Here is a 22787-nt window from a genome sequence, read left to right on the forward strand (position 1 = left end):
CTCCCCTAGGCGCCCCTCAGTTCATGATGGGGCGCCTTTTTTTATTTCCCGTCTTTAAATTAAGGTTTTTGCCCCGATATGGGCCATCTGCAAGGTAATATCGATGTTCCCGCATCCTCCTGCATCACTTAAGGACGTAAGTATGGTTCCCCATCTCGTTACGGCGCTCACCGGCCCGCTACTTGACCTCGAAGAAAAAATCCTGGCGGCCACGCCCGCCATTGAACGCTGGTTCCGTCTGGAGTGGCAGGAACATACGCCACCGTTTTATTGCTCTGTGGATATGCGTAATGCCGGCTACAAGCTGGCGCCGGTAGATACCAATCTATTCCCCGGCGGTTTCAACCATCTGGCCACGGAAATGCTGCCCCTGTCCGTGCAGGCGGCCATGGCGGCCATCGATAAATACTGCCCCGATGCACGCAATCTGCTGCTGATTCCTGAAATTAAGCAGCGTCACCCTTCTTATCTGCAAAATGTTGCGCGTCTGATGCAGATTTTCCGCCAGACGGGGCTGCATGTGCGGCTGGGCTCTTTGTCACCAGAAATTACCGAACCGACCCCGCTGGCGTTGCCTGATGGGAATATGCTGGTGATCGAACCGCTGGTGCGCTCGCCCAACGGACGCCGGCTCGGGCTGAAGGATTTCGATCCCTGCACGATCTTGCTCAACAACGATCTGTCCGACGGCATCCCCGAGATTTTGCAGAACATCCACGAGCAGAGCCTGCTGCCGCCGCTGCACGCGGGCTGGGCCCTGCGCCGCAAGAGCAACCACATGAACGCCTATGACGAGGTGGTGAAGAAGTTCGGCAAGCTGATTGGCGTCGATCCGTGGATGCTCAATCCCTTCCACGCCAAATGCGATGCCGTGAACTTCCGCACGGGCGAAGGCTACGACTGTCTGGCCGCCAATGTGGATGCGCTGCTGTCCAAGATCAAGAAGAAGTACAAGGAATACGGCATCAAGGACCAGAAGCCTTTCGTGATTGTAAAACCCGATGCGGGCACCTATGGCACCAGCGTGCTGACCATCAAGGACTCCAGTGAAATCAAGGACTTGAGCCAGGAACAGCGCGACCGCATGATCGTCGTCAAGGATGGCAAGGAAGTTACCGATTTCATCATTCAGGAAGGTGTGCCGACTTTCGAGAGCATCAAGGATGATGTGGCCGAACCCGTGGTCTACATGATAGACCGCTATGTGGTGGGCGGCTTCTATCGCGTGCACGCGGAAAAGGGCAAGGACCAGAATCTGAAAGCGCCGGGTTCGCACTATGTGCCGCTGGCGTTTGCCCAGCAGCATGCGGTGCCCGATCTGAAAGCCAAGCCCGGCACGGCAGCGCCTAACCGCTTCTATGTGTACGGCGTGGTGGCGCGGCTGGCGCTGCTGGCCGCTTCGCTGGAAATGGAACGCACCGACCCGAATCCGGAAGTGTATTAAGCGCACTGCCGAGCGCGCCGCCCCGCGCAGTGCGGGGCGATAAACCGACCACCCAAGAATGGAATTCCCATGAAGATTGCTTTCCTCGCCGACCCGCTGGCCAGCTTCAAGACCTACAAGGATTCGACCTACGCCATGATGGTGGAAGCGGCCCGGCGCGGCCATGCCGTGTATGCCTTCGAGCAGCGCGATATGGCGCTGGAAAACGGCCGCGTGACGGCGCGTGTCAGCGCCATCACGCTGACGGGCGACGCCAGCGACTGGTACCGCGCGGCGCCAGCCGAAGAATGCGATCTGGGCCAGTTCGACGCCATCATCCAGCGCAAGGACCCGCCGTTCGACATGGAATACGTGTACGGCACCTATCTGCTGGAACTGGCCGAGAAGCAGGGCGCGCGCGTGTTCAACAAACCGTCCGCCATCCGTGATCACAACGAAAAGCTGTCGATTGCCCAGTTCAGCGAATTCACTGCGCCCACGCTGGTGAGCAGCGACGAAACGCGCATCCGCGCCTTCCAGCAGCAGCATGGCGACATCATTCTCAAGCCGCTGGACGGTATGGGCGGCTCCGGCATCTTCCGCGTCACGGCCGACGGCATGAATCTGGGCTCCATCATCGAAACCCTGACCCAGCAGGGCAGCCGGACCATCATGGCGCAGCGCTATATCCCCGCCATCGTCAAAGGCGACAAGCGCATCCTCGTGATCGGCGGCAAACCGGTGCCGTTTGCACTGGCTCGCATCCCGCAGAATGGCGAAGTACGCGGTAATCTGGCAGCTGGTGGCGTTGGCGTAGCGCAACCTTTGAGCGAGCGGGATTATGAAATTGCCAATACGCTGGGGCCGAAACTGGCCGCACGGGGGCTGTTGCTGGTAGGATTAGACGTAATCGGCGAGAACCTGACCGAAGTCAATGTCACCAGCCCGACCTGCTTCCAGGAGATCACGGCGCAGACCGGCTTCCATGTGGCCGCCATGTTCGTGGATGCGGTGGAAGCGGCCGTGGCGCAGGAGCTGGCGACGGATACTGGCGACTGAATTTCGCAACCAGTTTTCGCAACCAATAATTAACAATTTTGCCGGATAGTATTAAAAAACTCCGGTACTGACTGGCGGTTTAAGAATATGGTTGGCATACTGCTTATGACACATGCGCCGCTGGGGCAGGCTTTTATGGCTGCCTGTGCGCACGTGTTCCGTAGCCCCACCGAGCAACTGGAAGCGATCGACGTGATTGCCGACCAGGATCTGGGCGAAGTGCAGGCGCTGGCCGCAGCCGCCATCAAGCGGCTCGATACGGGCAGCGGCGTGCTGGTGATGACGGACGTGAAAGGCGGCACCCCCGCCAATTGCTGCAACTGTCTGGCCGATGCCGGACGGGTGGAAGTGATCGCCGGCATCAGCCTGCCCATGCTGCTGCGCGCCATCACCTACCGGCGCGAAGCGCTCGATGTGGTGGTGGAAATGGCGCTGGCGGGCGCCCAGAGCGGGGCGGTGCGGGTGGATAACCGTATCCGCGTCGGCGCCGTCTAGGTGCCTGGGGGCCGGCCGGGGCAGGTTTTTCGTGGCCGTCGCAAGGCGCGCGCAGCGCTGGCGGTGGCTTTTGCAGTGCGCATTTCTGATTGAGATAAAAGAAAAATGATTCAGCAAGAACTCGAGATTATCAACAAGCTTGGTTTACATGCGCGTGCTTCCGCTAAATTCACCCAACTGGCAGCAAAATATCAGAGCGATGTCTGGCTCACCCGTAATGCGCGCCGGGTCAATGCCAAATCCATCATGGGCGTGATGATGCTGGCCGCCGGCAAAGGCGCCAAAGTGCTGCTGGAAGCCGATGGCGCCGACGAAGGCGATTGCATCACGGCGCTGACGGCGCTGGTCAACGATAAATTCGGCGAAGGCGAGTAATGCCGGGGGACCGCAGCCGCCTACGTAGCCCGAGCGGAGCGCCGGTCGCTTCGTTCACTCTGCACGGCATTCCCGTCTCGCGCGGGATCGCCATCGGGCGCGCCCACAAGCTGGCGCCTGCCGCACTCGATGTGCAGCACTATCTGGTGGCCGAGGAGCTGCTGGAAGCGGAAGTGCGGCGCCTGCAGGAAGCGCTGGCGCAGGTGCACGTGGAGCTGCAGACCCTGTGGAACGAATTGCCCAAGGATGCTCCGACCGAGCTGGGCGCCTTCATCGACGTGCATGCGCTGATCCTGTCCGATCCCATGATCTCGGAAGAGCCGCTGGACATCATCCGCACCCGCCACTACAACGCCGAATGGGCGCTGCTGACCCAGATCGATGAGCTGTCGGCCCAGTTCGACGAAATCGAAGACCCCTATCTGCGCGAGCGCAAGGCCGATATCCAGCAGGTGGCCGAGCGCGTGCTGAAAGTTTTGCTGGGCACGGCCCAGACCCTGCCCGCCAGCAGCGGCGAGGATGAGTTCCAGGCCCAGATGATCATCGTGGCGCACGATATCTCGCCGGCCGACATGCTGCAGTTCCGCGATCGCTCCTTCATCGGCTTCGTTACCGACGTGGGCGGGCAGAACTCGCACACGGCCATTGTGGCGCGTAGCCTCGATATTCCGGCCGCAGTGGGCATGGCGGGTGCCTCGACCCTGATCGAGCAGGATGACTGGCTGATCATCGACGGCGATGCCGGCGTGGTGATTGCCAACCCCAGTTCGCTGGTGCTGGAGCAGTACCGCGAGCGTCAGGCGGTGGCGGCGCGTGCGCGCAAAAAGCTCAACAAGCTGAAAAAGACTCCGGCCATCACCAAGGATGGTACCGAGATCACCCTGCTGGCGAATATCGAACTGCCGGACGATTGTGCGGCGGCGATGGAAGCGGGCGCCAACGGCGTGGGCCTGTTCCGTTCCGAATTCCTGTTCATGGGGCGCGATAGCCGGATCCCTTCCGAGGACGAGCAGTTCGAGCAGTACAAGCGCGCCGTGGTGGCCATGAAAGGCCGTCCCGTCACCATCCGCACGCTCGATATCGGCGCCGACAAGCCGCTCGACCAGAGCGAACAGACGGCGCTGAATCCCGCACTGGGCCTGCGCGCGATCCGCTACTGCCTGGCCGAACCGCAGATTTTCCTGACCCAGTTGCGCGCCATTCTGCGCGCCTCGGCCTTCGGCAAGGTGCGCATCCTGATCCCCATGCTGGCCCATGCTTTCGAGATCGACCAGTCGCTGGCCATGGTGGAGCAGGCCAAGGCGGCGCTGCGCGAACGGGGCGAGAAATTCGATGAAGATGTCGATGTGGGCGCCATGATAGAGATACCGGCAGCGGCGCTGGCCCTGCCCATGTTCGTCAAGCGCATGGACTTCCTGTCGATCGGTACCAATGACCTGATCCAGTACACGCTGGCCATCGACCGGGTTGATTATGAGGTCGCACACCTTTACAATCCCCTCCATCCGGCCGTGCTGCAGTTAATCTCGATGACGATCGCAGCAGGGCATAAGGCCGGAATCGACGTGGCGGTGTGCGGCGAAATGGCGGGCGATATCAAGCTTACCCGTCTGCTGCTCGGCATGGGGTTGCGCGAATTCTCGATGCACCCGGCACAGCTGCTGTCGGTCAAGCAGGAAATCCTGAACAGCGACCTTGCGCGCATCATGCCGCAAACCCGCAAGATCATGCGTTCGATGGAACCCAACGTAATTGCAGACGCGGTCGAACAATTGCAGTTGATGTAGCCGAGGGGCTACCCAGACGGCGGAACCCATCCTCGCGGTTCCGCCTTGTTAGATGGCCCGTGGGGCCGCCCCCTAGAAAACACTGAAACAATGTCATCCTTAGGATACGTATCTCCGCAAACCATGCATTTTGCGCAGCCGCTGCAGTTGCAGAGCGGTGCTTCGCTGCGCGACTACATGCTGATGTATGAGACCTACGGCACGCTGAATGCCGACAAATCGAACGCGGTGCTGGTATGCCATGCGCTCAACGCTTCGCACCATGTGGCCGGCGTGTATGAAGGTCAGCCGAAAAGTCAGGGCTGGTGGGACAATATGGTCGGTCCCGGCAAACCGCTCGATACCGATAAATTCTTCGTCATCGGGATTAACAATCTGGGCTCCTGCTTCGGCTCGACGGGCCCTATGCACACCAATCCCGCCACCGGCAAGCCGTATGGCGCGGCCTTCCCCGTGGTCACGGTGGAAGACTGGGTGGCGGCGCAGGCGCGTCTGGCCGATGTGCTGGGCATTACCCAGTTCGCCGCCGTGATGGGCGGCTCGCTGGGTGGCATGCAGGCGCTGGCCTGGTCCATCATGTATCCGGAGCGGTTGCGCCACTGCATCGTAATCGCGTCCACTGCCAAGCTGTCGGCACAGAATATCGCCTTCAACGATGTGGCGCGGCAGGCCATCCTGTCCGATCCAGACTACCATGGCGGCGATTTCTACGAGCACGGCGTGGTGCCCAAGAATGGTCTGCGCGTGGCGCGCATGGTGGGGCATATCACCTATCTGTCGGACGACGACATGGCGGAGAAATTCGGCCGCCGGCTGCGCGATGCCGGCACTGGCGCGGCGGCAGGCAGTTGCGCCGAGGGCGAAGGCGAATATAAATTCGGCTTCGGCGTGGACTTCGAGATCGAATCGTATCTGCGCTACCAGGGCGACAAGTTCAGCGAATACTTCGATGCCAACACCTATCTGCTGATTACCAAGGCGCTTGATTACTTCGATCCGGCGCGTGCCCATGGTGGTGATCTGGCCAAAACGCTGGCCGCGACGCGCGCCAAATTCTTCCTGGCTTCCTTCACTACGGACTGGCGTTTCTCGCCCGAGCGTAGTCAGGAAATCGTGCAGGCCCTGATCAGCAACCGCCGTCAGGTCACCTATGCGGAAATCGATGCGCCGCACGGCCACGATGCTTTCCTGCTCGACGACTCGCGTTACATGAATATGGTGCGGGCCTATTACGGTCAGGTGTGGGACGAGATCGGAGGTGCGCAGTGAATTTCAATGACTTGAGCAAGGCGCGGCCGGATCTGGCCTTTATCGCCCACTGGGTAGCGCCCGGCGCACATGTGCTGGACGTCGGTTGCGGCGATGGTGTGATGATGGAATATCTGCAGAGCGACAAGCAGTGCAGCGGCTACGGCATCGAGATCGCCGATGACAAGGTACTGGAGAGCACCCAGCGCGGCGTGCGCGTGATCCAGCAGGATATGGAGAAGGGGCTGGCGCTGTTCGGCGATAACAGCTTCGATACGGTGCTGTGCCTGTCGTCGCTGCAGATGATGAAGCAGGTGGAAGCACTGCTGCGCGACATCGTCCGTGTCGGCAAGGAAGCCATCGTGTCCTTCCCCAACTTCGCCTACTGGCCGCACCGCGTGGCGCTGCTCAAAGGCCGCATGCCGGTATCGGAATCGCTGCCTTATGAATGGTACGACACGCCCAACGTGCGCTGTGCGACGATTAACGATTTCCGCGATCTGGCCGAGGACTGCGGGCTGGAAGTGATGGAATGCGTGGCACTGGCCGAGGGCGAGCGGGTCAACTTCCTGCCCAATTTGCGCGGCGATCTGGCCGTGTTCCGCTTACGTAGAAAGGCATAGTACTGATGACCACAAGGGACGCCAATCCGGACGCCGCAGCGCAAGCTACACCGGAAGCCGCCGCGGCTGCACGCCACTGGCGTACCTATTTCAACAGCCGCACGGTGGCCATCCTGTTCTTCGGCTTCAGCTCCGGCCTGCCGCTGTACACGCTGATCTATCTGATGCAGGCCTGGCTGGCCAAGTCCGGCCTCGATGTAAAAGCACTGGGCCTGTTCGCGCTGGTGACTTTTCCCTATACCTTCAAGTTTCTGTGGGCGCCGTTCATGGACCGCTACGCCATCGGCCCGCTGGGCCGGCGCCGTGGCTGGATGGCGCTGACCCAGCTGGCGCTGTTCCTGGTGATCGGGGCGCTGGGCATGCTGGACCCGCAGCAGCAATTGCCGCTGATCGCGGGCGGGGTGTTTCTGATCGCCTTCCTGTCTGCCAGCCAGGACGTGGTGATCGATGCCTACCGGCGCGAAATTCTGGCCGAGAACGAGCAGGGGCTGGGGGCCGCCATCATCGTCAATGCCTACAAGGCGGCCAGCCTGATTCCCAGCGCACTGGGGCTGGTGCTGGCCGACAGCATGCCCTGGCAGGCCGTGTTCTGGATCGTTGCGGCCTTCATGCTGCCCGGTCTGGTCTGCACGCTGCTGGCGCACGAGCCGGCCGTGTATGGCGCACCACCGAAAAATCTGCAGGAAGCCGTGGTGCTGCCGTTCCGCGAATTCATCCAGCGCGATGGCTGGCGGCAGGCCATGCTGATCATCGCCTTCGTGCTGCTGTATAAAATCGGTGACAGCATGTCGACTGCACTGTCGACCAAGTTCTTCCTCGATATAGGCTTTACCACCAAGCAGATCGGTCTGGCTGCCAACGCCACGGGCTGGTGGGCCGCACTGGCCGGCGGTGCCGTGGGCGGCATCTGGATGATTAAACTGGGCATTAACCGCGCCCTGTGGGTGTTCGGCGTGCTGCAGGCGCTGGCCATTCTCGGCTTTGCCTGGCTGGCCAAAGTGGGGCCGGACATGTGGCTGCTCAGTGCCGCCTTCGGCTTCGAAGCGTTTGCCAGCCTGGGGCTGGGCGCGGCCGCGCTGGTGGCCTTCATGTCGCGTGCCACCGATCCGCGTTACACTGCCACCCAGTACGCATTATTTTCCAGTCTGGCTGCTGTGCCGCGCACGTTTATCAACTCCTCGGTGGGCTATATCGTGGCGCAGACGGGCTGGTTCTGGTTCTTTATTGTGTGCTTTATCATGGCGTTTCCTGCCATGATGATGCTGCCCAAAATCGCTCCATGGAACACTCGTGATGAAAAAGTCTAAAACCCTGATGGCCGCGCTGGCGCTGGCGCTGGCCAGCCTGTGCGCCAGCCTGCCCGTTGTGGCGCAGGACGATGGTATCCCCGTTACCCGCATGTCGCGCCTGCGCGGGCTGGGTGGCGATGCGCGCCAGTTCGATCAGCAGTCCAAGCTGCAGTATGACCAGATGCTGGCCCAGGCGCACCAGAAGGATGCCGTGGCCACTGACCGCAATCCGCAACTGATCCGTCTGCGCGCCATCGCCCAGCGTCTGATCCCGTTCACGACGCGCTGGAATCCCGATTCCGCCAACTGGAAGTGGGAAGTCAATCTGCTCAATTCGCCCACCGTGAATGCGTTCTGTATGCCCGGTGGCCGCATCGCTTTCTACAACGGCATTCTGGTCAAGCTGAATCTGACGGATGACGAAGTGGCGATGGTGATGGGACATGAAATTGCCCACGCCTTGCGCGAGCATGCGCGCGAACAGGCCGGCAAGAATGCGATTACTTCGGTCGGTGCGCGCATCTTCGGCGCTATCGGCTCGGCCTATTTCGGGGTAGATCCGCGCCTCGGCGATGCCGCTGCCGGCGCGGTGGCGCAAGGTGCGGCGCTGAGCTTCTCGCGCGATGATGAAAGCGAAGCGGATCTGGTCGGCCTCGATCTGGCCGCCCGCGCCGGTTTCGATCCGCGTGCCGGCATCGCCCTGTGGCAGAAGATGGGCGCTGTGAACAAGAGCCAGCCTTTGCCCTTCCTGTCCACTCACCCCAGCGGCAGCAAGCGTATCGAGGACATGGACAAGAATATGTATCTGGTGTTGCCCGTGTACGCCCGTGCGCGTGGCCTTGATCCGGACAACCTGCCGCCTTACCGTTCGCTGGCCCTGCCTAAATCCTGATGGCTGCAGCCCCACTGCCCATGCGCGACGGCGTCGCGCCCAGCTACCTATGGCTGCCGGAGGGGCAGTGGCCGGACCTGCTGAGTTTTCTGCTGGCGCGTTTTCCCGATGTGGCCGAAGCCAGCTGGCGTGACCGCATGGCGCGTGGCGAAGTGCGCGATGGCGAGGGCAGGGTGCTGGCACCGGATAGCGCATTCCGGCGTGGCATGCGCATCTTCTATTACCGCGAGCTGCCCGCAGAAACACCGATACCGTTCAAGGAAGAAGTGCTGTTCATGGACCAGCATCTGCTGGTGGTGGACAAGCCGCATTTCCTGCCCATGATACCGTCCGGCCGATTCCTGCATGAGACCTTGCTGGTACGGCTGAAGAAGCAGTTCAACGAGGAAGAACTGACGCCCATTCACCGGCTCGACCGCGAGACGGCCGGTGTGGTGATCTTCTCGCGCCGGCAGGATAGCCGCGGCGCCTATCAGTCGCTATTCCAGCAGCGCGTGATCGAGAAGGAATACGAAGCGCTGGCACCCCGTCTGCACGGGCGCGATTTTCCGTTCACTTACCGCAGCCGTATGGTGGAAGGCGATAAATTCTTCACCATGAAGGAAGTCGAGGGCGAGCCCAATTCGGAGACGCTGATCGATGTGATCGAGCAGCGTGCCGATTGCACGCTGTATCGGCTGCTGCCGCACACGGGCCGCCAGCATCAGCTGCGCGTGCATCTGGCGGCGCTGGGCATCCCGATTATCAACGATGCGTTCTATCCCGTTGCGCTGCCGTGCAAGCAGGATGATGTGTCGGCGCCCTTGAAACTGCTGGCGCGCCGCATCGCTTTCGATGATCCGCTGACGGGCGAGCGGCGCGAGTTTTTCAGCCGCCGTAACTTGTGAGGCGGCAGGACGGTGATGCCATCAGGCCGGACGATCAGGCGTAGGTAATGGTCAGCGGCGCGTGGTCGGAGAAGCGCTGCTCCTTGTAGATGGCTACCGTGGTGGCGGTAGCGGCGATGCCGGGCGTGGCCACCTGATAGTCGATACGCCAGCCCACGTTCTTGGCCCATGCCTGACCGCGGTTGCTCCACCAGGTGTACTGTTCTTCGCGCGGGTCCAGACCGCGGTGTACGTCGACGAAGCCTACTTCGTCGAAGATGCGCGTCATCCACGCACGCTCTTCCGGCAGGAAGCCGGAATTCTTCTTGTTGCCTTTCCAGTTCTTCAGGTCTATCTCTTTGTGGGCGATGTTCCAGTCACCGCAGATCACCACTTCGCGGCCCTCTGCGTGCAGCGTCTGCAGGTGCGGCAGGAACAGTTCCATGAAGCGGAATTTGGCTTCCTGTCGTTCCGGGCCCGAGGAGCCGGAAGGGCAGTAGACGGAGATCACCGTCAGATTACCGAAATCGCAACGCACATAGCGGCCTTCGGCATCGAATTCCGGTGCGCCGAAGCCTATCACCACGCGGTCCGGTGCCACTTTGCTGTACACGCCCGTGCCGGAATAGCCTTTTTTCTCGGCATAGTGGAAATGGCCGTGGTAGCCCTGTGGGTTGAGGAACTCTGGCTGCATATCAGGCGCTTGCGCCTTGAGTTCCTGCACGCAGACGAAATCGGCGTCCTGTTCGGCCATCCAGGTGAAAAAGCCCTTGGTAGCAGCGGAGCGGATGCCATTCAGGTTGGCAGAGATAATTTTCGGCATAGTCAGTTCAGTGCAGTGAGACGCAAAAAGTGCGTGATTTCTTCGGAATGCGATAGTGTAGCGTTAAAATACGGGCATCATCACAATTAGGCAGAAATGAGGCAGCATGAATAACTTACGTCAGGACTTTATCGCGTTCTCCGTCAAAACCGGCGTTCTGCGCTTCGGCGAATTCACCACCAAGGCCGGCCGCCAGTCGCCTTACTTCTTCAATGCGGGCCTGTTCCATGACGGCGCCACGCTGGCCCAGCTGGCCCAGTTCTATGCCCAGACCCTGCTCGATTCGGGCGTGGAATTCGATATGCTGTTTGGCCCGGCCTACAAAGGCATTACGCTGGCTTCCGCTACCGCCGTGGCGCTGGCTGGTAAAGGCCGCAATACTTCCTTCGCTTTCAACCGCAAGGAAGCCAAGGACCACGGCGAAGGCGGCACCATCGTGGGCGCCAAGCTGCAGGGTAAAGTCGTGATCATCGATGACGTGATTTCGGCCGGTACTTCGGTGCGCGAATCGGTCGACATGATCCGTGCCGCTGGCGCCGAACCATGCGCCGTACTGATCGCGCTGGACCGCATGGAACGCTCGGGCAAGGATGGCGAGCTGTCGCCAAATTCGGCCGTGCAGGAAGTGGCCAATACCTACAATATTCCGGTGATCTCGATCGGTAATCTGGATGACCTGTTCAGCTACCTGAATGGCGCTGGCGCTGATCCGCAACTGTTGCAGTACAAGGATGCTGTTGCGGCCTACCGTACCCGCTACGGCATCGCCTGAGCCGCGCCACATGATGCGTTATTCCGAAGACCGGCTAGCCAGTTTCCGTTGCGCGCAGGGCGAGCGCCGTATCCATATCTGGGAGCCAGAAGGTTCGGCTCCGCGCGCAGTCATCCTCGCCATCCACGGCGGCATGGCGCACGGCGGCGACTATGTCACGCCGGCGCTGTACTTCCGCCAGCACGGTATCGCGACCGTCGCCTATGATCTGTGCGGCCATCAGGATGCGCGCCGCGTGGATATTCCCGGTTTTCATGTCTTCCTCGACGATAGCGTACAGTTCCTGCAATGGGTGAAGCGCAGCTATCCCGATGTGCCTATCTACGTGATGGGCCATTCCATGGGCGCGCTGATCGCTACCCATCTGGGACTGGGTCACTTTGCCGGTGATGCCGCCATCAAGGGCTTTATTCTGTCGTCGCCGTACTACGTCAACGCCATCAAGGTGTCGCCGGTGCTGCTGGCGCTATCCGGTGTGCTGGGCGCGCTGGTGCCACGCATGAAGGTGCCGCTCGCGTCGCTGACCGATATGCTGACGCACGACAGCACCATCACGGCACGCCACCATGCCGATGAACGCGATGGCATCCGTGCGACGGAAATCACGGTGCGCTTTGGGAATGCGCTGACCCATGCCCAGCAAGGGCTGGCGGCACGTATGCCGGCATGGTCGCATCGCCTGTTTGTCGTGGTGGCCGGCGCTGACCAGCTGGCCGATGCCGATGCCGGCGAAGCCATGCTGAAGCTGGTGCCGCCAGCGCTGCTGACTTATCAGCGTCACGCGCAAAACTACCACGAGAATTTCAATGAGCTCAATCGCGAGCAGATCTTCGCCGACATCCTGCAGTGGATGGCGCTGCCTGCCTGATGCCCTACGCCGGGAAAAGCCGGCTCGCCCTCGGGCGGCCGACAGGCAGGGCGGGTATTCTCTTTTTTTAATTTTGTCTAGAATGGTCTAGAACAGTCTAGAACAGTCTAGAACGGTCTAGAAATGCGCGCAGCCTTCGATTTCTAGACTTTTCTAGACTACTCTGGAGCAAGTTCTAGACTTTTTCAGATAGTTTTTATACCTTGTTGCGGCTCACCTTCGAGCCGTGATCGGTATTGATCGGCCCGAATCCAGTATTCCGCAGCGGGCAGGCGTAGCCATACGAAGCGCCACGCATTACGTACGCCAGTGTGCCGATTGGCGAACTGCGATGGAGTCAGCATTGTCCCATCATCAGAGACAATTTGCTCGCCCGTCACGGTGGCAAATTCCACCTTATGCTGATAGCTGGTACGCAGGCGTGTACCATCTGGCAGAAAGACATTCTTCCACTGAAATCCTCGCTGGGTTTGCCCCTGCTTACGAATTGCATGGCGCTGCTTATCCAGAGTCAGCCAGTGCTGTACCAGTTCCTGAATAAATGCATCCGGCCTGATGTCAGGACGCGATTCCAGCAGATGCAATTCGAGATCGAGATAAATCTCATAGGGCAGATGGATAGCCTGCAGCGCTGTATAAGTCATGTCCTTGTGCCTCGGTAAAAGTCTAGAAGTTGGACAGACTCATCAAAAAATAGTTCGTTCTAGACTTTTTGGAGCAACTTCTAGACCGTTCTAGACTCAAATAGACCGTTCTAGACCGTTCTAGACTTTATTTATGTTTGGCACACCCGATACTGGGGCTGGCCTTGTGTTGCATGCGTATCAGGTGCTGATGGCGCTGGTGAACGTGAGGCGGTTGCCGAACGGGTCATGTACCGTCATATCGCGCGTACCCCATGGCGTATCGTGCAGGGCGGGACGGGCGTATTTGTACTGCCTGGCGCTCAGCTCTGCGTGCAGTTCTTCGATATTTTCAACCTGTATGCGCATGGCGGCACCGGGCGAACAATCGCCATGGTGTTCCGATAGATGCAGTGTGCAGCCATCACGCGTCACCTGCAAATAGATAGGCAGGCCGGGCTCGAAGCGGTGCTCCCAGTCCACCGCGAAACCGAGGAAGCCGACATAGAATTCGCGCGCTTTCGCCTCATCGAAAATGCGCAGTATCGGTGTAGTGCTATGGAGTTTCATCGTGTAAGTGGACCGAGTCGCCATTGATAAATTATATGTCCTGGATGAGGATGGTGAAGCGGGCGCCGCCCAGCGGCGAATCGCTGATGGTGATGCTGGCGCCATGCAGCTGCAAGGCTTTGGTGCAGATGGCCAGCCCCAGACCGAAACCGCTGCTGGCGTGGTCCTGCTCGCGGTCCAGCCGGTAGAAGGGTTCGAAGACGCGCTCGCGCGCGCCGGCAGGAATGCCCGGGCCGTCGTCATCGACATGAATAAAAATCTTTTCGCCTGCACGCATAGCGCTCAGCGAAAACTGGGTGTTAGCGTATTTGGCGGCATTCCCCAGCAGATTGTTGATAGCCCTCGTCAGCAGCCGTGCATGGCCCTGGATCTGCCCCAGTTGCGGCGCCAGATGCAGGCTGTAGCTGGCCTTGCCGGGCGGCGCGACGCAGGCTTCCAATAGCGGCGCTAAAGCAAGCGGCTGCGCCGGCAGCGCAGACGGATGATCGAGCTGGGTCAGCGTGAGCAGTTCGTTAACCAGCGTTTTCAGCTCTTCCACATCGCTGCCCATGGCGTTCAGCCGGCGCGGGATGGCAGGATGGTCAGCACCATGCTGCTCGCGCAGCAGTTCCAGACTGAATTCCAGCCGTGCGATGGGCGTACGCAGTTCATGTGACACAGAGCGCAGCAAGTCGCGGCGTGCCTCCAGCAGCTGGCTGATGCGGTCCGCCATCTGGTTGAAGCGTGCTGCCAGCGGCGCAATGCTGGACGGTTGGCGCGGTCCGGCGCGTGCGCTCAGATCACCCTGTCCGAAGGCGTCCGTCATACGCGATAGCGACAGCAGGCCGCGCCAGTGGCGCTGCGTCCACCAGCCTATCGGCAGCAGCAGGAATATGGCGATCAGCGCAAAGCGGATGGCTTCCATGCCCAGCGCCTGCGCGATATTGATGGGCAGATGGCTGGCGTGTATCAGATCTGCCTCGCTGCCGATGTAGCGGTTACCGTCGCGGTCCACGCGCCGGTAGAAACCTTTGCCGCCCACGTCGATGATGATGTCGCCGTCCAGCAGCTGCTGGCGCTGCCGGGCGGACAAGCGGGGCAGCAGTGCAGCAAGCGGCTCCAGTTCGAACGAGGCGGCCGAGACTTCTCGCACCTTGTTCAGACGTGGCAGCCATTCGTCGGCGCCGGCCTGATCGATGTACTGCTCGAGCAGAAAAATCTGGCCGGCTGCCTGACGCCGCGCCATTTCTTCCAGCGGGTCGCCGAACAGCAGGCTGAAGGTGATATAGATGGCGCCCGTGGCCAGCGTAATGGCCAGCAGCACCAGCGCCGCAAAGCGCCAGAACAGGCGGTTCATTCCCATGCGGAAGGGCTGAACAGATAGCCTTCGCCCCAGACGGTCTTGATGCGCTCTGCCGTGCCGTCATCGAACTTGCGGCGCAGGCGCGAGACGCAGTTATCGATGCTGCGATCGAGTCCGTCGAACTCGATGCCGCGCATGCGCACCAGGATGTCGTTACGCGACATCACCTTGCCCGCTGCCTTGGCGAGGATGGCGAACAGTTTGAATTCGGCGCTATTCATGGCCACTTCCTGACCGCGCCAGAAGACCGTGCGGTTCTCGCTCGAGATGCGTAACTGGCCGAACACCAGATCGGTGCCGCTTACCGCATGGCCGCGCCGCTGCAGTGCACGCAGGCGGGCCAGCAGCACGCGCGGCTGCACCGGCTTGTTGACGTAGTCGTCGGCGCCCTGTTCCAGTCCCGAGACTTCGTCGAAACTGTCTTCGCGCGCCGTCAGGATCAGGATGGGGATGGCACTGAGCTGGCGTAGTTCGCGGCAGATCACCAGCCCGTCGACGCCGGGCAAAGTCAGATCGAGGATGACGAGGTCGGGCTGGTTCTGGCGAAAACGTGCCAGCGCCTGATCACCGCGCGTGACCACATCGACCTGATAGTCGTATTCCTCCAGATATTCCTTGATCAGCGCGGCGAGCCGCGCATCGTCTTCCACCAGCATCAGACGCTGCATCGTACCTCCAGTTTGCGGCTATTGTAGTGGAGAGCGGACCGGTGGTGGCGTTTTTGACAATCACGTACACTTCGCTACACTTTTTATACAAATGCAGCCTACAAATTCAGGACAATTTCACGACAGTCCGGAGCGGATCTGGCGCGGCCATTTGCCTACCATGGCAGCTCCTACACCAAACCGGAAACTGAACATGAAAAAATTTGTATGCCTCGCTTTGCCTATGCTTGCCGCCAGCGCGCTGGCCCACGCAGAAGATTTCTATCTGGGCGCGAATCTGAGCAGCGCTACGCGCGGCAACATCCAGATCGTGGATGGCGCCACCAAGGTGGAACAGGGTCAGTCCAAAAAAGGGCTGCCTTACGGACTGTATGCCGGCTACGCACTGTCGAAAGACTGGGCAGTGGAAGCCGGCTATCGTGGCGAAGCAGGTGCTGCCACCTTTAACCTGCCGCAGAATTACCAGATGAAGATGCATACCAGTGCTGCTTATCTGGCGGCGCGCGGCAACTGGGCCTTGAATGAGGACTGGACGCTGTTTGGCAAAATAGGGATAGCGCGCGGTGAAGCGAAGGCCGAGATCAGCGGCAAGAATCCGCCGCCGGCAGAGAAATTCAGCCGCACCGGCGCCTACCTCAGTGTGGGGGCAGCCTATCAGGTCGCAAAAGGCGTGGCGCTGGATGTGCAGCTCGAGCATACGGATAAACTGAAACGCGATGGCCTGGTCGCCAATATGGATCGTATTGCGCTGGGCGTGAAGCTGGACTTTTAAGGAAATTATGAACAAGCTGTCCCTACTAAGTGTTTTGCTACTGGCCTGTGTTACGGCGCAGGCGACGGAGCCGATGATGCCCGACGGGAGCAAGGACATGTATGTGGGGATGGCGCTAGCGACGCGCACTGCGGCAGCCGGCGAGGAGCGCCGTGTGGAACCGCGCCCGCTGTTGCAGGTGCAGTGGAGTAATGGCGTGTTTTTGTCGGCCAGCGGTGTGGCGGGTCTGCACCTGTCTGATGCACCGGGGCTGGAATATGGTCCGCTGCTGGCGGCCAGTAATTCACGCCAGCCCACGGACAGCTGGCGTTTGCGTGGCTCGCGGCCGGTGGACGGTAAAGCCGATGGCGGCGTTTTCTTCAACTACTACCTGAGTGAGCAGACCCGCGTGCTATCGAGCGTGTTTTACGACACCAGTGCACACGGTCTGCGCGGCTATGCGGGCCTGCAGAAGGCCTTGGCCCTGCCGGACCCGCACCACAGCCTGGCCCTGACGGCAGGCGCATACTGGGCCACGGCACCCGTAATGCGCGAACTGTATTCGGTCAGCGCAGCGGCCGGCGGTGCGCGCGACTACCGGCCCGACGCAGGCCTGAGCGCCGTCAGCGTGGGGCTGGACTGGAACTGGGCCCTGAGCCGCCAGTGGCTGCTGCACAGCGGCGTCAGTGGCACCCGGCTGGGCAGGGCTGCGGCCGATAGCCCGGTAGTGGAACGGCGCAGTTTTATCAGCTGGTCTACCGGTCTGGCTTACCGGTTCTGAGCCCATGCGCCGCTACCTGATCTTTATTCTGCTGTGCTGGCCGCTGTGGGCTTCTGCGCAGAAAACGCAGGAAGCCCAGGAAGCGCAGGACTGGATCGCCTATCGTGATGCCTATCGCCAGATGATCTGGTTTGAAAAATACGGCAAGCCCAAGCAGTTCCTGCAGAATCACTTCCGTATCCGTGCGCGTGAAAAGGGCGCCAGCACGGATGGCCTGCGCCTTAGCCTCAACAGCAAGAACATCCATCAAAGCCTGACGCTCGATGTGCTGGGCCGGGCCGTATTCCCGTTCTCCAAAGCGGCGTATGACGACAATGCCGAACTCACCCTGAACCGCAACGCCAGCCAGTTCCGCAGCGGTGCCTGGGTGTCGATCGTGACCCGTGCCGATGGCGTGTATGCGGCGGCGGATCTGCGCACGGCCTGCGAGCAGATGCTGGCCTATCTGCAGTATGCCGGTGCTGCGGCAGGCAAGGCCTGCGTAGGCGTGCAGTTCAGCTATCCGCGCAGCGACGCGGCAGAAGTGGTATTCCAGACGGCGGGCGGGGCCAGTACGGCGCTGGTGGTGCGCGAAGGCCCGGCGTTTCCCGATGATGTGCAGAGCGGCTTTCGCGTGGTGGCTTACCGCTTTGCCGCCTATCCCGAAAACGGCCGCATCGTCAGCAGCAGCGTGCCGCTGGCGATTGCAGCCCTGCTGGAGTAGCGCAGCTGGCCGGACGAAAAAAAGGGACGCCGCAGCGTCCCTTTTTACTTGCCGCCGGCACGGCTGGCCGGCTTAGCCGGCCAGCTTGGCTTTCAGCAGTTCCGTCAGCTGGGCCGGATTGGCCTTGCCGCGCGAAGCTTTCATGGCCTGACCGATCAGCGCATTGATGGCCGCTTCCTTACCGGCGCGGTACTGCTCGACCGATTTGGCGTTGTTGGAAATCACCTCGTTGACGATGGCTTCCAGCGCGCCCGTATCGGAAATCTGTTTCAGGCCTTTCGATTCGATCAGCTCATCGACCAGATTGTCGTTGGCCGACTTGGCCGCCCACATATCGCCGAACAGTTCCTTGGCAGTCTTGTTGTTGATGGTGCCGTCAGCGATACGCTTGATCATCAGGGCCAGCTGGGCTGGCGACACTGGCGCGTCGGCGATGTCCACGCCTTCGCGGTTCAGGGTGGACGACACATCGCCCATCAGCCAGTTGGCAGCAGCCTTGGCGTTGTCCTTGCCGGCGCTTTCCACCACGGCGACGAAGTAGGTCGCCATGGCCTTGGAGGCGGTCAGGATCAGTGCATCGTATTCCGGCAGTGCGTATTCGCTGATGAAGCGCGCACGCATGGCGGCCGGCAGTTCCGGCATCGAGGCTTTAACCTGTGCTATCCACGCATCGGAGATGATCAGTGGTGGCAGATCAGGGTCAGGGAAGTAGCGGTAATCCTGCGCGTCTTCCTTGCTGCGCATTTCGCGGGTTTCCTTGCGGTCCGGATCGTACAGACGGGTAGCCTGCACCACCTTGCCGCCATCTTCGATCAGTTCGATCTGGCGGCGTACTTCCACGTGCACGGCTTCTTCGATGAAGCGGAACGAGTTCAGGTTCTTGATCTCGCAGCGGGTGCCGAATTCCTTCTGGCCTTTAGGGCGTACCGAAACGTTGACGTCGCAGCGGAACGAGCCTTCCTGCATATTGCCGTCGCAAACGCCCAGCCACATCACCAGCGAGTGCAGTGCCTTGGCGTAGGCCACAGCTTCGGCCGCGCTGCGGATTTCCGGTTCCGACACGATTTCCAGCAGCGGCGTACCGGCGCGATTCAGATCGATGCCGCTCATGCCGGCGTAGTCTTCGTGCAGCGATTTGCCAGCGTCTTCTTCGAGGTGGGCGCGCGTCAGGTTGACGGTCTTGGTGACGAATTCGCCATCCTTTTCGTAGCCGAAAGTCAGCGCGCCGCCGATCACCACAGGGTCTTCGAACTGGCTGATCTGATAGCCTTTGGGCAGATCGGGGTAGAAGTAGTTCTTACGGGCGAATACCGATTGCGGCGCCACCTTGGCGCCCACGGCCAGACCGAAGCGGATCGCGCGATCCACCGCCTGCTTGTTCATCACCGGCAGCACGCCGGGCAGAGCCAGATCCACCGGGCTAGCCTGGGTGTTGGCTTCGGCGCCGAACTTGATCGGCGAACCGCTGAAAATTTTAGATTCGGTCGTGAGCTGCACGTGGTTCTCAAGACCGATGACGACTTCCCATTCCATATTCTTCTCGCTGTATTGTGTGTCGCTGTAGTGTATGTCGCAGTATCAGCCGGATCAGATGCCGGCCGGCGCGCGCATGTGCCAGTCGGTCGCCAGCTGGTACTGGTGGGCGACGTTGAGCAGCCTGGCTTCGCCGAAGTGTTTGCCGATGATCTGCAGACCCACGGGACGGCTGGCGTTCTTCTCGCCCTGACCGAAACCGCAAGGGATGGACATGCCGGGCAGGCCGGCCAGGCTGGTCGACAGGGTGAAGATGTCGGCCAGATAGGCGGCCACCGGATCATCCGATTTATCGCCCAGATCCCAGGCCACGGTCGGTGCTACTGGTCCCATGATGACGTCGCACACGGCGTCCGGGCCATTCAGCACGGCTTCGAAATCCTGCGCGATCAGGCGGCGGATTTTCTGCGCCTTCAGGTAGTAGGCATCGTAGTAGCCGTGGCACAGCACATAGGTGCCGACCATGATGCGGCGCTTGACTTCGGCACCGAAACCTTCGGCGCGGGTCTTGCGGTACATATCGGCCAGATCCTTGTAGTCGGCTGCGCGGTGGCCGTAGCGCACACCGTCGAAACGCGACAGATTGGACGAGGCTTCGGCCGGTGCAATCATGTAGTAGGCCGGAATCGACAGCGCCGTATTCGGCAGCGAAATATCGACCAGCGTGGCGCCGAGTTTTTCGTACTGTGCCAGTGCAGCGCGCACGGCCTGCTCGACGTCGGCGGCCAGACCTTCGCCGAAGTATTCTTTCGGTACGCCGATGCGCAGGCCCGTCAGCGGCTGGCCCAGTTCACGGGTAAAGTCTTCATCCACGCCGCCCAGTTCCGGTGCCAGCGAGGTCGAATCGTGCTCGTCGAAGCCGGCCATGGCGTTCAGCAGCAGGGCGCAGTCTTCCGCCGTCTGGGCCATAGGGCCGCCCTGATCGAGCGAGGAAGCAAACGCGATCATGCCGAAGCGCGACACGCGGCCGTAGGTCGGCTTGATGCCGGTGATGCCGCAGAAAGCGGCCGGCTGGCGGATCGAACCACCGGTATCGGTGCCGGTGACGGCCGGTGCCAGACGGGCTGCCACGGCAGCGGCCGAGCCACCCGACGAACCGCCCGGAACGGCGCGCTTGTCCCACGGGTTTTTCACGGCGCCGAAGGCCGAGTTTTCATTGGCCGAGCCCATGGCGAATTCGTCGCAATTGAGCTTGCCCAGCGTGACCATGCCGGCCGCGCGGAATTTCTCTACCACGGTGGCGTCGAACGGGCTCACATAGTTGGCCAGCATTTTCGAGCCGGCCGTGGAGCGCCAGTCGCGCGTGACAAAAATATCCTTGTGGGCGATAGGCACGCCCGTCAGCGGGGTGGCTGTGCCATTGGCGATGCGGGCATCGGCTTCGGCGGCCTGGGCCAGCGTCAGCGCGCGGTCCACGTGCAGGAAGGCGTTCAGATCGCTCTGTTCGATACGGTCCAGGAACTGGGTCGCCAGTTCGGTAGCGGTGATGGCTTTGCTTTGCAGCAGAGCGGATAACTCTTTAACGGTTTTGGTATGCATGACGATTTCTATCTTTGATCGGTGTACGGAACGTAGCGTAGCGGGCAGCCGGCGTGGCCGCAGCGCTTTACTCGATCACTTTCGGTACCAGATACAGGCCATCCTGGGTCTTCGGCGCCACGGCCTGATAGTCGTCGCGGCGATTCGGCTCGCTGGCGATGTCTTCGCGCAGGCGCAGGGCGATGTTATTCATGTGCGCGGCCAGCGGGTGGCTGAGCGGAGCGACGCCTTCGGTGTCGACCGCCTGCATCTGCTCGGCCAGCGCGAAGATGCCATTCAGCTGTTCCAGCGCGGTGGCGGACTGCGCCTCGTTCATCTCAAGCTGGGCCAGTTTGGCAATGCGGGTTACGTCGGATAAGGTCAGAGACATGGCAAATGGCGCGGTCTAGCCGCGCAGGTTGTGTTATTTTAATGATAAAAACCCGGACTGATAGTCCGAAAGTGGATAAATTACGGACAAAAGCACGGAACAGCCGCCCAAACAGCGGCTTTCACCGATACACTTTAGGGTGGATATTCGGCAAATCGCAGTCAAATTATAAGGTAGAATGGCGGGTTGATGCGTTGTCGGCGCTGAATCATTGCTGCCGCCGCTACATGACAGGATTTCTTTCTAACGGATTACGCGCACATTAGGGGCGCCACAGGACACACATGTTTGGTTTTTTACGCAGGTATATTTCTTCCGATCTGGCCATTGACTTGGGCACGGCCAACACCTTGATTTACGTACGTGGCCAGGGCATCGTCCTGGATGAACCTTCGGTCGTCGCGATCCGTCAGGAAGGCGGCCCCAACGGCAAGAAGACGATACAGGCCGTTGGTAAAGAAGCAAAACAGATGCTGGGTAAAGTGCCCGGCAACATCGAGGCCATCCGCCCGATGAAAGACGGCGTGATCGCCGACTTCACCGTCACCGAACAGATGCTCAAGCAGTTCATCCGCATGGTGCACGACTCCAAATTCTTCCGCCCATCGCCACGCATCATCATCTGCGTGCCTTGCGGCTCGACCCAGGTGGAACGCCGTGCGATCCGCGAATCGGCACTCGGTGCCGGTGCCTCGCAGGTTTACCTGATCGAAGAACCGATGGCAGCGGCCATCGGCGCCGGCCTGCCGGTGTCGGATGCGACCGGTTCGATGGTGGTCGACATCGGTGGTGGTACCACCGAAGTGGGCATCATCTCGCTGGGCGGCATGGTCTACAAAGGCTCGGTGCGCGTGGGTGGTGACAAGTTCGACGAAGCCATCGTCAACTACATCCGCCGTAACTACGGCATGCTGATCGGCGAACAGACTGCAGAAGCGATCAAGAAAGCCATCGGTTCCGCCTTCCCTGGCTCCGAAGTCAAGGAAATGGAAGTCAAAGGCCGCAATCTGTCGGAAGGTATTCCCCGTTCGTTCACGATTTCGTCCAACGAAATTCTGGAAGCACTGACCGACCCGCTGAACAACATCGTCTCGGCCGTGAAGAATGCGCTGGAACAGACCCCGCCGGAACTGGGCGCGGACATTGCCGAAAAAGGCATGATGCTGACCGGCGGTGGTGCACTGCTGCGTGATCTGGATCGCTTGCTGATGGAAGAAACGGGCTTGCCGGTGCTGGTGGCGGAAGATCCGCTGACCTGCGTGGTACGCGGCTCCGGCATGGCGCTGGAGCGGATGGACCAACTGGGCTCGATCTTCTCCTACGAATGATCCGATAAGACGGGGCCGCACAGAGCGGCCCCGGTTTTTGGTGCTGAGTTGTTAGTCTC

At 60.7% G+C, this 22787-nt stretch carries 24 protein-coding genes; 16 read left to right on the forward strand and 8 right to left on the reverse strand.

Translation table 11 applies throughout. The annotated features are described in order from the left end of the window. The first annotated feature begins 142 nt into the window (after nt 1-142). The 10 genes from gshA (at nt 143) to GTP23_RS17200 (ending at nt 10078) form a co-directional block, all read left to right on the forward strand. Nucleotides 143-1444 (forward strand): glutamate--cysteine ligase, encoded by a 1302-nt coding sequence (gene gshA / locus GTP23_RS17155; RefSeq protein WP_155436799.1) that lies wholly within the window; start codon nt 143-145, stop codon nt 1442-1444. A 69-nt stretch (nt 1445-1513) separates the two neighbouring features. Beyond that, nucleotides 1514-2482 (forward strand): glutathione synthase, encoded by a 969-nt coding sequence (gshB, locus tag GTP23_RS17160; RefSeq protein ID WP_161036269.1) that lies wholly within the window; start codon nt 1514-1516, stop codon nt 2480-2482. 87 nt (nt 2483-2569) lie between these two features. Continuing rightward, nucleotides 2570-2977 (forward strand): PTS sugar transporter subunit IIA, encoded by a 408-nt coding sequence (locus GTP23_RS17165; RefSeq protein WP_155436797.1) that lies wholly within the window; start codon nt 2570-2572, stop codon nt 2975-2977. A gap of 105 nt (nt 2978-3082) precedes the next feature. Further along, complete coding sequence (locus GTP23_RS17170; protein WP_155436796.1) at nt 3083-3352, forward strand: HPr family phosphocarrier protein; 270 nt, start codon at nt 3083-3085, stop codon at nt 3350-3352. Continuing rightward, on the forward strand, nt 3352-5139 hold the full coding sequence (ptsP, locus tag GTP23_RS17175; RefSeq protein ID WP_161036270.1) for a phosphoenolpyruvate--protein phosphotransferase: 1788 nt from the start codon (nt 3352-3354) through the stop codon (nt 5137-5139). The genes GTP23_RS17170 and ptsP overlap by 1 nt, the downstream gene beginning before the upstream one ends. Before the next feature lie 90 nt (nt 5140-5229). Next, nucleotides 5230-6408, forward strand: a complete 1179-nt coding sequence (metX, locus tag GTP23_RS17180; RefSeq protein WP_161036271.1) for a homoserine O-succinyltransferase MetX — start codon at nt 5230-5232, stop codon at nt 6406-6408. After that, nucleotides 6405-7010, forward strand: coding sequence for a methionine biosynthesis protein MetW (metW, locus tag GTP23_RS17185; RefSeq protein WP_161036272.1), 606 nt, complete (start codon nt 6405-6407; stop codon nt 7008-7010). The genes metX and metW overlap by 4 nt, the downstream gene beginning before the upstream one ends. Before the next feature lie 5 nt (nt 7011-7015). Beyond that, nucleotides 7016-8317 (forward strand): AmpG family muropeptide MFS transporter, encoded by a 1302-nt coding sequence (locus GTP23_RS17190; protein ID WP_161036273.1) that lies wholly within the window; start codon nt 7016-7018, stop codon nt 8315-8317. Continuing rightward, a complete protein-coding gene (locus GTP23_RS17195) occupies nt 8304-9191 on the forward strand; it encodes a M48 family metallopeptidase (RefSeq protein ID WP_161036274.1) in 888 nt (295 codons plus the stop codon). The genes GTP23_RS17190 and GTP23_RS17195 overlap by 14 nt, the downstream gene beginning before the upstream one ends. Beyond that, on the forward strand, nt 9191-10078 hold the full coding sequence (locus GTP23_RS17200) for a pseudouridine synthase (RefSeq protein ID WP_161036275.1): 888 nt from the start codon (nt 9191-9193) through the stop codon (nt 10076-10078). Before GTP23_RS17195 ends, GTP23_RS17200 begins: the two co-directional genes overlap by 1 nt. 34 nt (nt 10079-10112) lie before the next feature. Here the strand turns inward: GTP23_RS17200 and GTP23_RS17205 are convergent, their stop codons facing one another. Then, nucleotides 10113-10880: an exodeoxyribonuclease III gene (locus GTP23_RS17205; protein WP_155436789.1), complete on the reverse strand. Its 768-nt coding sequence runs from the start codon at nt 10878-10880 to the stop codon at nt 10113-10115. Between the two features lie 106 nt (nt 10881-10986). On the opposite strand from GTP23_RS17205, the gene pyrE reads away from it, so the two are divergent. Further along, complete coding sequence (pyrE, locus tag GTP23_RS17210) at nt 10987-11652, forward strand: orotate phosphoribosyltransferase (RefSeq protein ID WP_155436788.1); 666 nt, start codon at nt 10987-10989, stop codon at nt 11650-11652. A gap of 10 nt (nt 11653-11662) precedes the next feature. After that, nucleotides 11663-12520 (forward strand): alpha/beta fold hydrolase, encoded by an 858-nt coding sequence (locus GTP23_RS17215; RefSeq protein ID WP_229256149.1) that lies wholly within the window; start codon nt 11663-11665, stop codon nt 12518-12520. 185 nt (nt 12521-12705) lie between these two features. Here the strand turns inward: GTP23_RS17215 and GTP23_RS17220 are convergent, their stop codons facing one another. From GTP23_RS17220 to GTP23_RS17235, 4 genes are all read right to left on the reverse strand, one after another. Next, nucleotides 12706-13164 carry a hypothetical protein gene (locus GTP23_RS17220; RefSeq protein ID WP_161036276.1) on the reverse strand — a complete coding sequence of 153 codons (459 nt, stop codon included), beginning with the start codon at nt 13162-13164 and terminating at the stop codon, nt 12706-12708. Nucleotides 13165-13344: 180 nt separating this feature from the next. After that, nucleotides 13345-13713, reverse strand: coding sequence for a glyoxalase superfamily protein (locus GTP23_RS17225; RefSeq protein WP_161036277.1), 369 nt, complete (start codon nt 13711-13713; stop codon nt 13345-13347). A gap of 31 nt (nt 13714-13744) precedes the next feature. Next, on the reverse strand, nt 13745-15049 hold the full coding sequence (locus GTP23_RS17230; protein WP_161036278.1) for an ATP-binding protein: 1305 nt from the start codon (nt 15047-15049) through the stop codon (nt 13745-13747). Next, entirely contained in the window at nt 15046-15723 is a 678-nt protein-coding gene (locus GTP23_RS17235) for a response regulator (RefSeq protein ID WP_161036279.1), read from the reverse strand. The genes GTP23_RS17230 and GTP23_RS17235 overlap by 4 nt, the downstream gene beginning before the upstream one ends. A 193-nt stretch (nt 15724-15916) precedes the next feature. Here GTP23_RS17235 and GTP23_RS17240 point away from each other — a divergent pair, with 193 nt between their 5' ends. From GTP23_RS17240 to GTP23_RS17250, 3 genes are read left to right on the forward strand one after another with little or no spacing between them, the layout of a single operon-like run. Next, nucleotides 15917-16495 (forward strand): porin family protein, encoded by a 579-nt coding sequence (locus GTP23_RS17240; RefSeq protein ID WP_161036280.1) that lies wholly within the window; start codon nt 15917-15919, stop codon nt 16493-16495. Between the two features lie 7 nt (nt 16496-16502). Next, nucleotides 16503-17255 carry a MipA/OmpV family protein gene (locus tag GTP23_RS17245; protein ID WP_161036281.1) on the forward strand — a complete coding sequence of 251 codons (753 nt, stop codon included), beginning with the start codon at nt 16503-16505 and terminating at the stop codon, nt 17253-17255. 4 nt (nt 17256-17259) lie between these two features. Then, nucleotides 17260-17958, forward strand: a complete 699-nt coding sequence (locus GTP23_RS17250; RefSeq protein WP_161036282.1) for a hypothetical protein — start codon at nt 17260-17262, stop codon at nt 17956-17958. 72 nt (nt 17959-18030) lie between these two features. Here GTP23_RS17250 and gatB read toward each other — a convergent pair whose 3' ends face one another. The 3 genes from gatB to gatC all read right to left on the reverse strand — a co-directional run bounded on the left by gatB (nt 18031) and on the right by gatC (nt 21400). Next, the gene (gatB, locus tag GTP23_RS17255) at nt 18031-19491 is read right to left on the reverse strand and encodes an Asp-tRNA(Asn)/Glu-tRNA(Gln) amidotransferase subunit GatB (protein ID WP_161036283.1); all 1461 of its coding nucleotides are present in this window, start codon (nt 19489-19491) and stop codon (nt 18031-18033) included. Between the two features lie 54 nt (nt 19492-19545). Then, nucleotides 19546-21030, reverse strand: a complete 1485-nt coding sequence (gatA, locus tag GTP23_RS17260) for an Asp-tRNA(Asn)/Glu-tRNA(Gln) amidotransferase subunit GatA (RefSeq protein ID WP_161036284.1) — start codon at nt 21028-21030, stop codon at nt 19546-19548. Nucleotides 21031-21097: 67 nt separating this feature from the next. Then, nucleotides 21098-21400 carry an Asp-tRNA(Asn)/Glu-tRNA(Gln) amidotransferase subunit GatC gene (gene gatC, locus GTP23_RS17265; protein WP_155436776.1) on the reverse strand — a complete coding sequence of 101 codons (303 nt, stop codon included), beginning with the start codon at nt 21398-21400 and terminating at the stop codon, nt 21098-21100. Between the two features lie 284 nt (nt 21401-21684). Here gatC and GTP23_RS17270 point away from each other — a divergent pair, with 284 nt between their 5' ends. Continuing rightward, nucleotides 21685-22728: a rod shape-determining protein gene (locus GTP23_RS17270; protein WP_072789105.1), complete on the forward strand. Its 1044-nt coding sequence runs from the start codon at nt 21685-21687 to the stop codon at nt 22726-22728. Nucleotides 22729-22787 lie beyond the last annotated feature (59 nt).

The organism is Duganella fentianensis (assembly GCF_009857835.1).
Classification (GTDB): Bacteria; Pseudomonadota; Gammaproteobacteria; order Burkholderiales; family Burkholderiaceae_D; genus Rugamonas; species Rugamonas fentianensis.

Coding starts and splice junctions, on each gene's coding strand:
- GTP23_RS17230 (WP_161036278.1), bottom strand. CDS start 15,049: ATGAACCGCCTGTTCTGGCGCTTTGCGGCGCTGGTGCTGCTGGCCATT.
- GTP23_RS17235 (WP_161036279.1), bottom strand. CDS start 15,723: ATGCAGCGTCTGATGCTGGTGGAAGACGATGCGCGGCTCGCCGCGCTG.
- GTP23_RS17250 (WP_161036282.1), top strand. CDS start 17,260: ATGCGCCGCTACCTGATCTTTATTCTGCTGTGCTGGCCGCTGTGGGCT.
- GTP23_RS17200 (WP_161036275.1), top strand. CDS start 9,191: ATGGCTGCAGCCCCACTGCCCATGCGCGACGGCGTCGCGCCCAGCTAC.
- pyrE (WP_155436788.1), top strand. CDS start 10,987: ATGAATAACTTACGTCAGGACTTTATCGCGTTCTCCGTCAAAACCGGC.
- GTP23_RS17270 (WP_072789105.1), top strand. CDS start 21,685: ATGTTTGGTTTTTTACGCAGGTATATTTCTTCCGATCTGGCCATTGAC.
- GTP23_RS17215 (WP_229256149.1), top strand. CDS start 11,663: ATGATGCGTTATTCCGAAGACCGGCTAGCCAGTTTCCGTTGCGCGCAG.
- gatA (WP_161036284.1), bottom strand. CDS start 21,030: ATGCATACCAAAACCGTTAAAGAGTTATCCGCTCTGCTGCAAAGCAAA.
- GTP23_RS17165 (WP_155436797.1), top strand. CDS start 2,570: ATGGTTGGCATACTGCTTATGACACATGCGCCGCTGGGGCAGGCTTTT.
- GTP23_RS17225 (WP_161036277.1), bottom strand. CDS start 13,713: ATGAAACTCCATAGCACTACACCGATACTGCGCATTTTCGATGAGGCG.
- gshA (WP_155436799.1), top strand. CDS start 143: ATGGTTCCCCATCTCGTTACGGCGCTCACCGGCCCGCTACTTGACCTC.
- GTP23_RS17220 (WP_161036276.1), bottom strand. CDS start 13,164: ATGACTTATACAGCGCTGCAGGCTATCCATCTGCCCTATGAGATTTAT.
- GTP23_RS17205 (WP_155436789.1), bottom strand. CDS start 10,880: ATGCCGAAAATTATCTCTGCCAACCTGAATGGCATCCGCTCCGCTGCT.
- gshB (WP_161036269.1), top strand. CDS start 1,514: ATGAAGATTGCTTTCCTCGCCGACCCGCTGGCCAGCTTCAAGACCTAC.
- GTP23_RS17195 (WP_161036274.1), top strand. CDS start 8,304: ATGAAAAAGTCTAAAACCCTGATGGCCGCGCTGGCGCTGGCGCTGGCC.
- GTP23_RS17245 (WP_161036281.1), top strand. CDS start 16,503: ATGAACAAGCTGTCCCTACTAAGTGTTTTGCTACTGGCCTGTGTTACG.
- metX (WP_161036271.1), top strand. CDS start 5,230: ATGTCATCCTTAGGATACGTATCTCCGCAAACCATGCATTTTGCGCAG.
- GTP23_RS17240 (WP_161036280.1), top strand. CDS start 15,917: ATGAAAAAATTTGTATGCCTCGCTTTGCCTATGCTTGCCGCCAGCGCG.
- gatC (WP_155436776.1), bottom strand. CDS start 21,400: ATGTCTCTGACCTTATCCGACGTAACCCGCATTGCCAAACTGGCCCAG.
- GTP23_RS17190 (WP_161036273.1), top strand. CDS start 7,016: ATGACCACAAGGGACGCCAATCCGGACGCCGCAGCGCAAGCTACACCG.
- gatB (WP_161036283.1), bottom strand. CDS start 19,491: ATGGAATGGGAAGTCGTCATCGGTCTTGAGAACCACGTGCAGCTCACG.
- GTP23_RS17170 (WP_155436796.1), top strand. CDS start 3,083: ATGATTCAGCAAGAACTCGAGATTATCAACAAGCTTGGTTTACATGCG.
- ptsP (WP_161036270.1), top strand. CDS start 3,352: ATGCCGGGGGACCGCAGCCGCCTACGTAGCCCGAGCGGAGCGCCGGTC.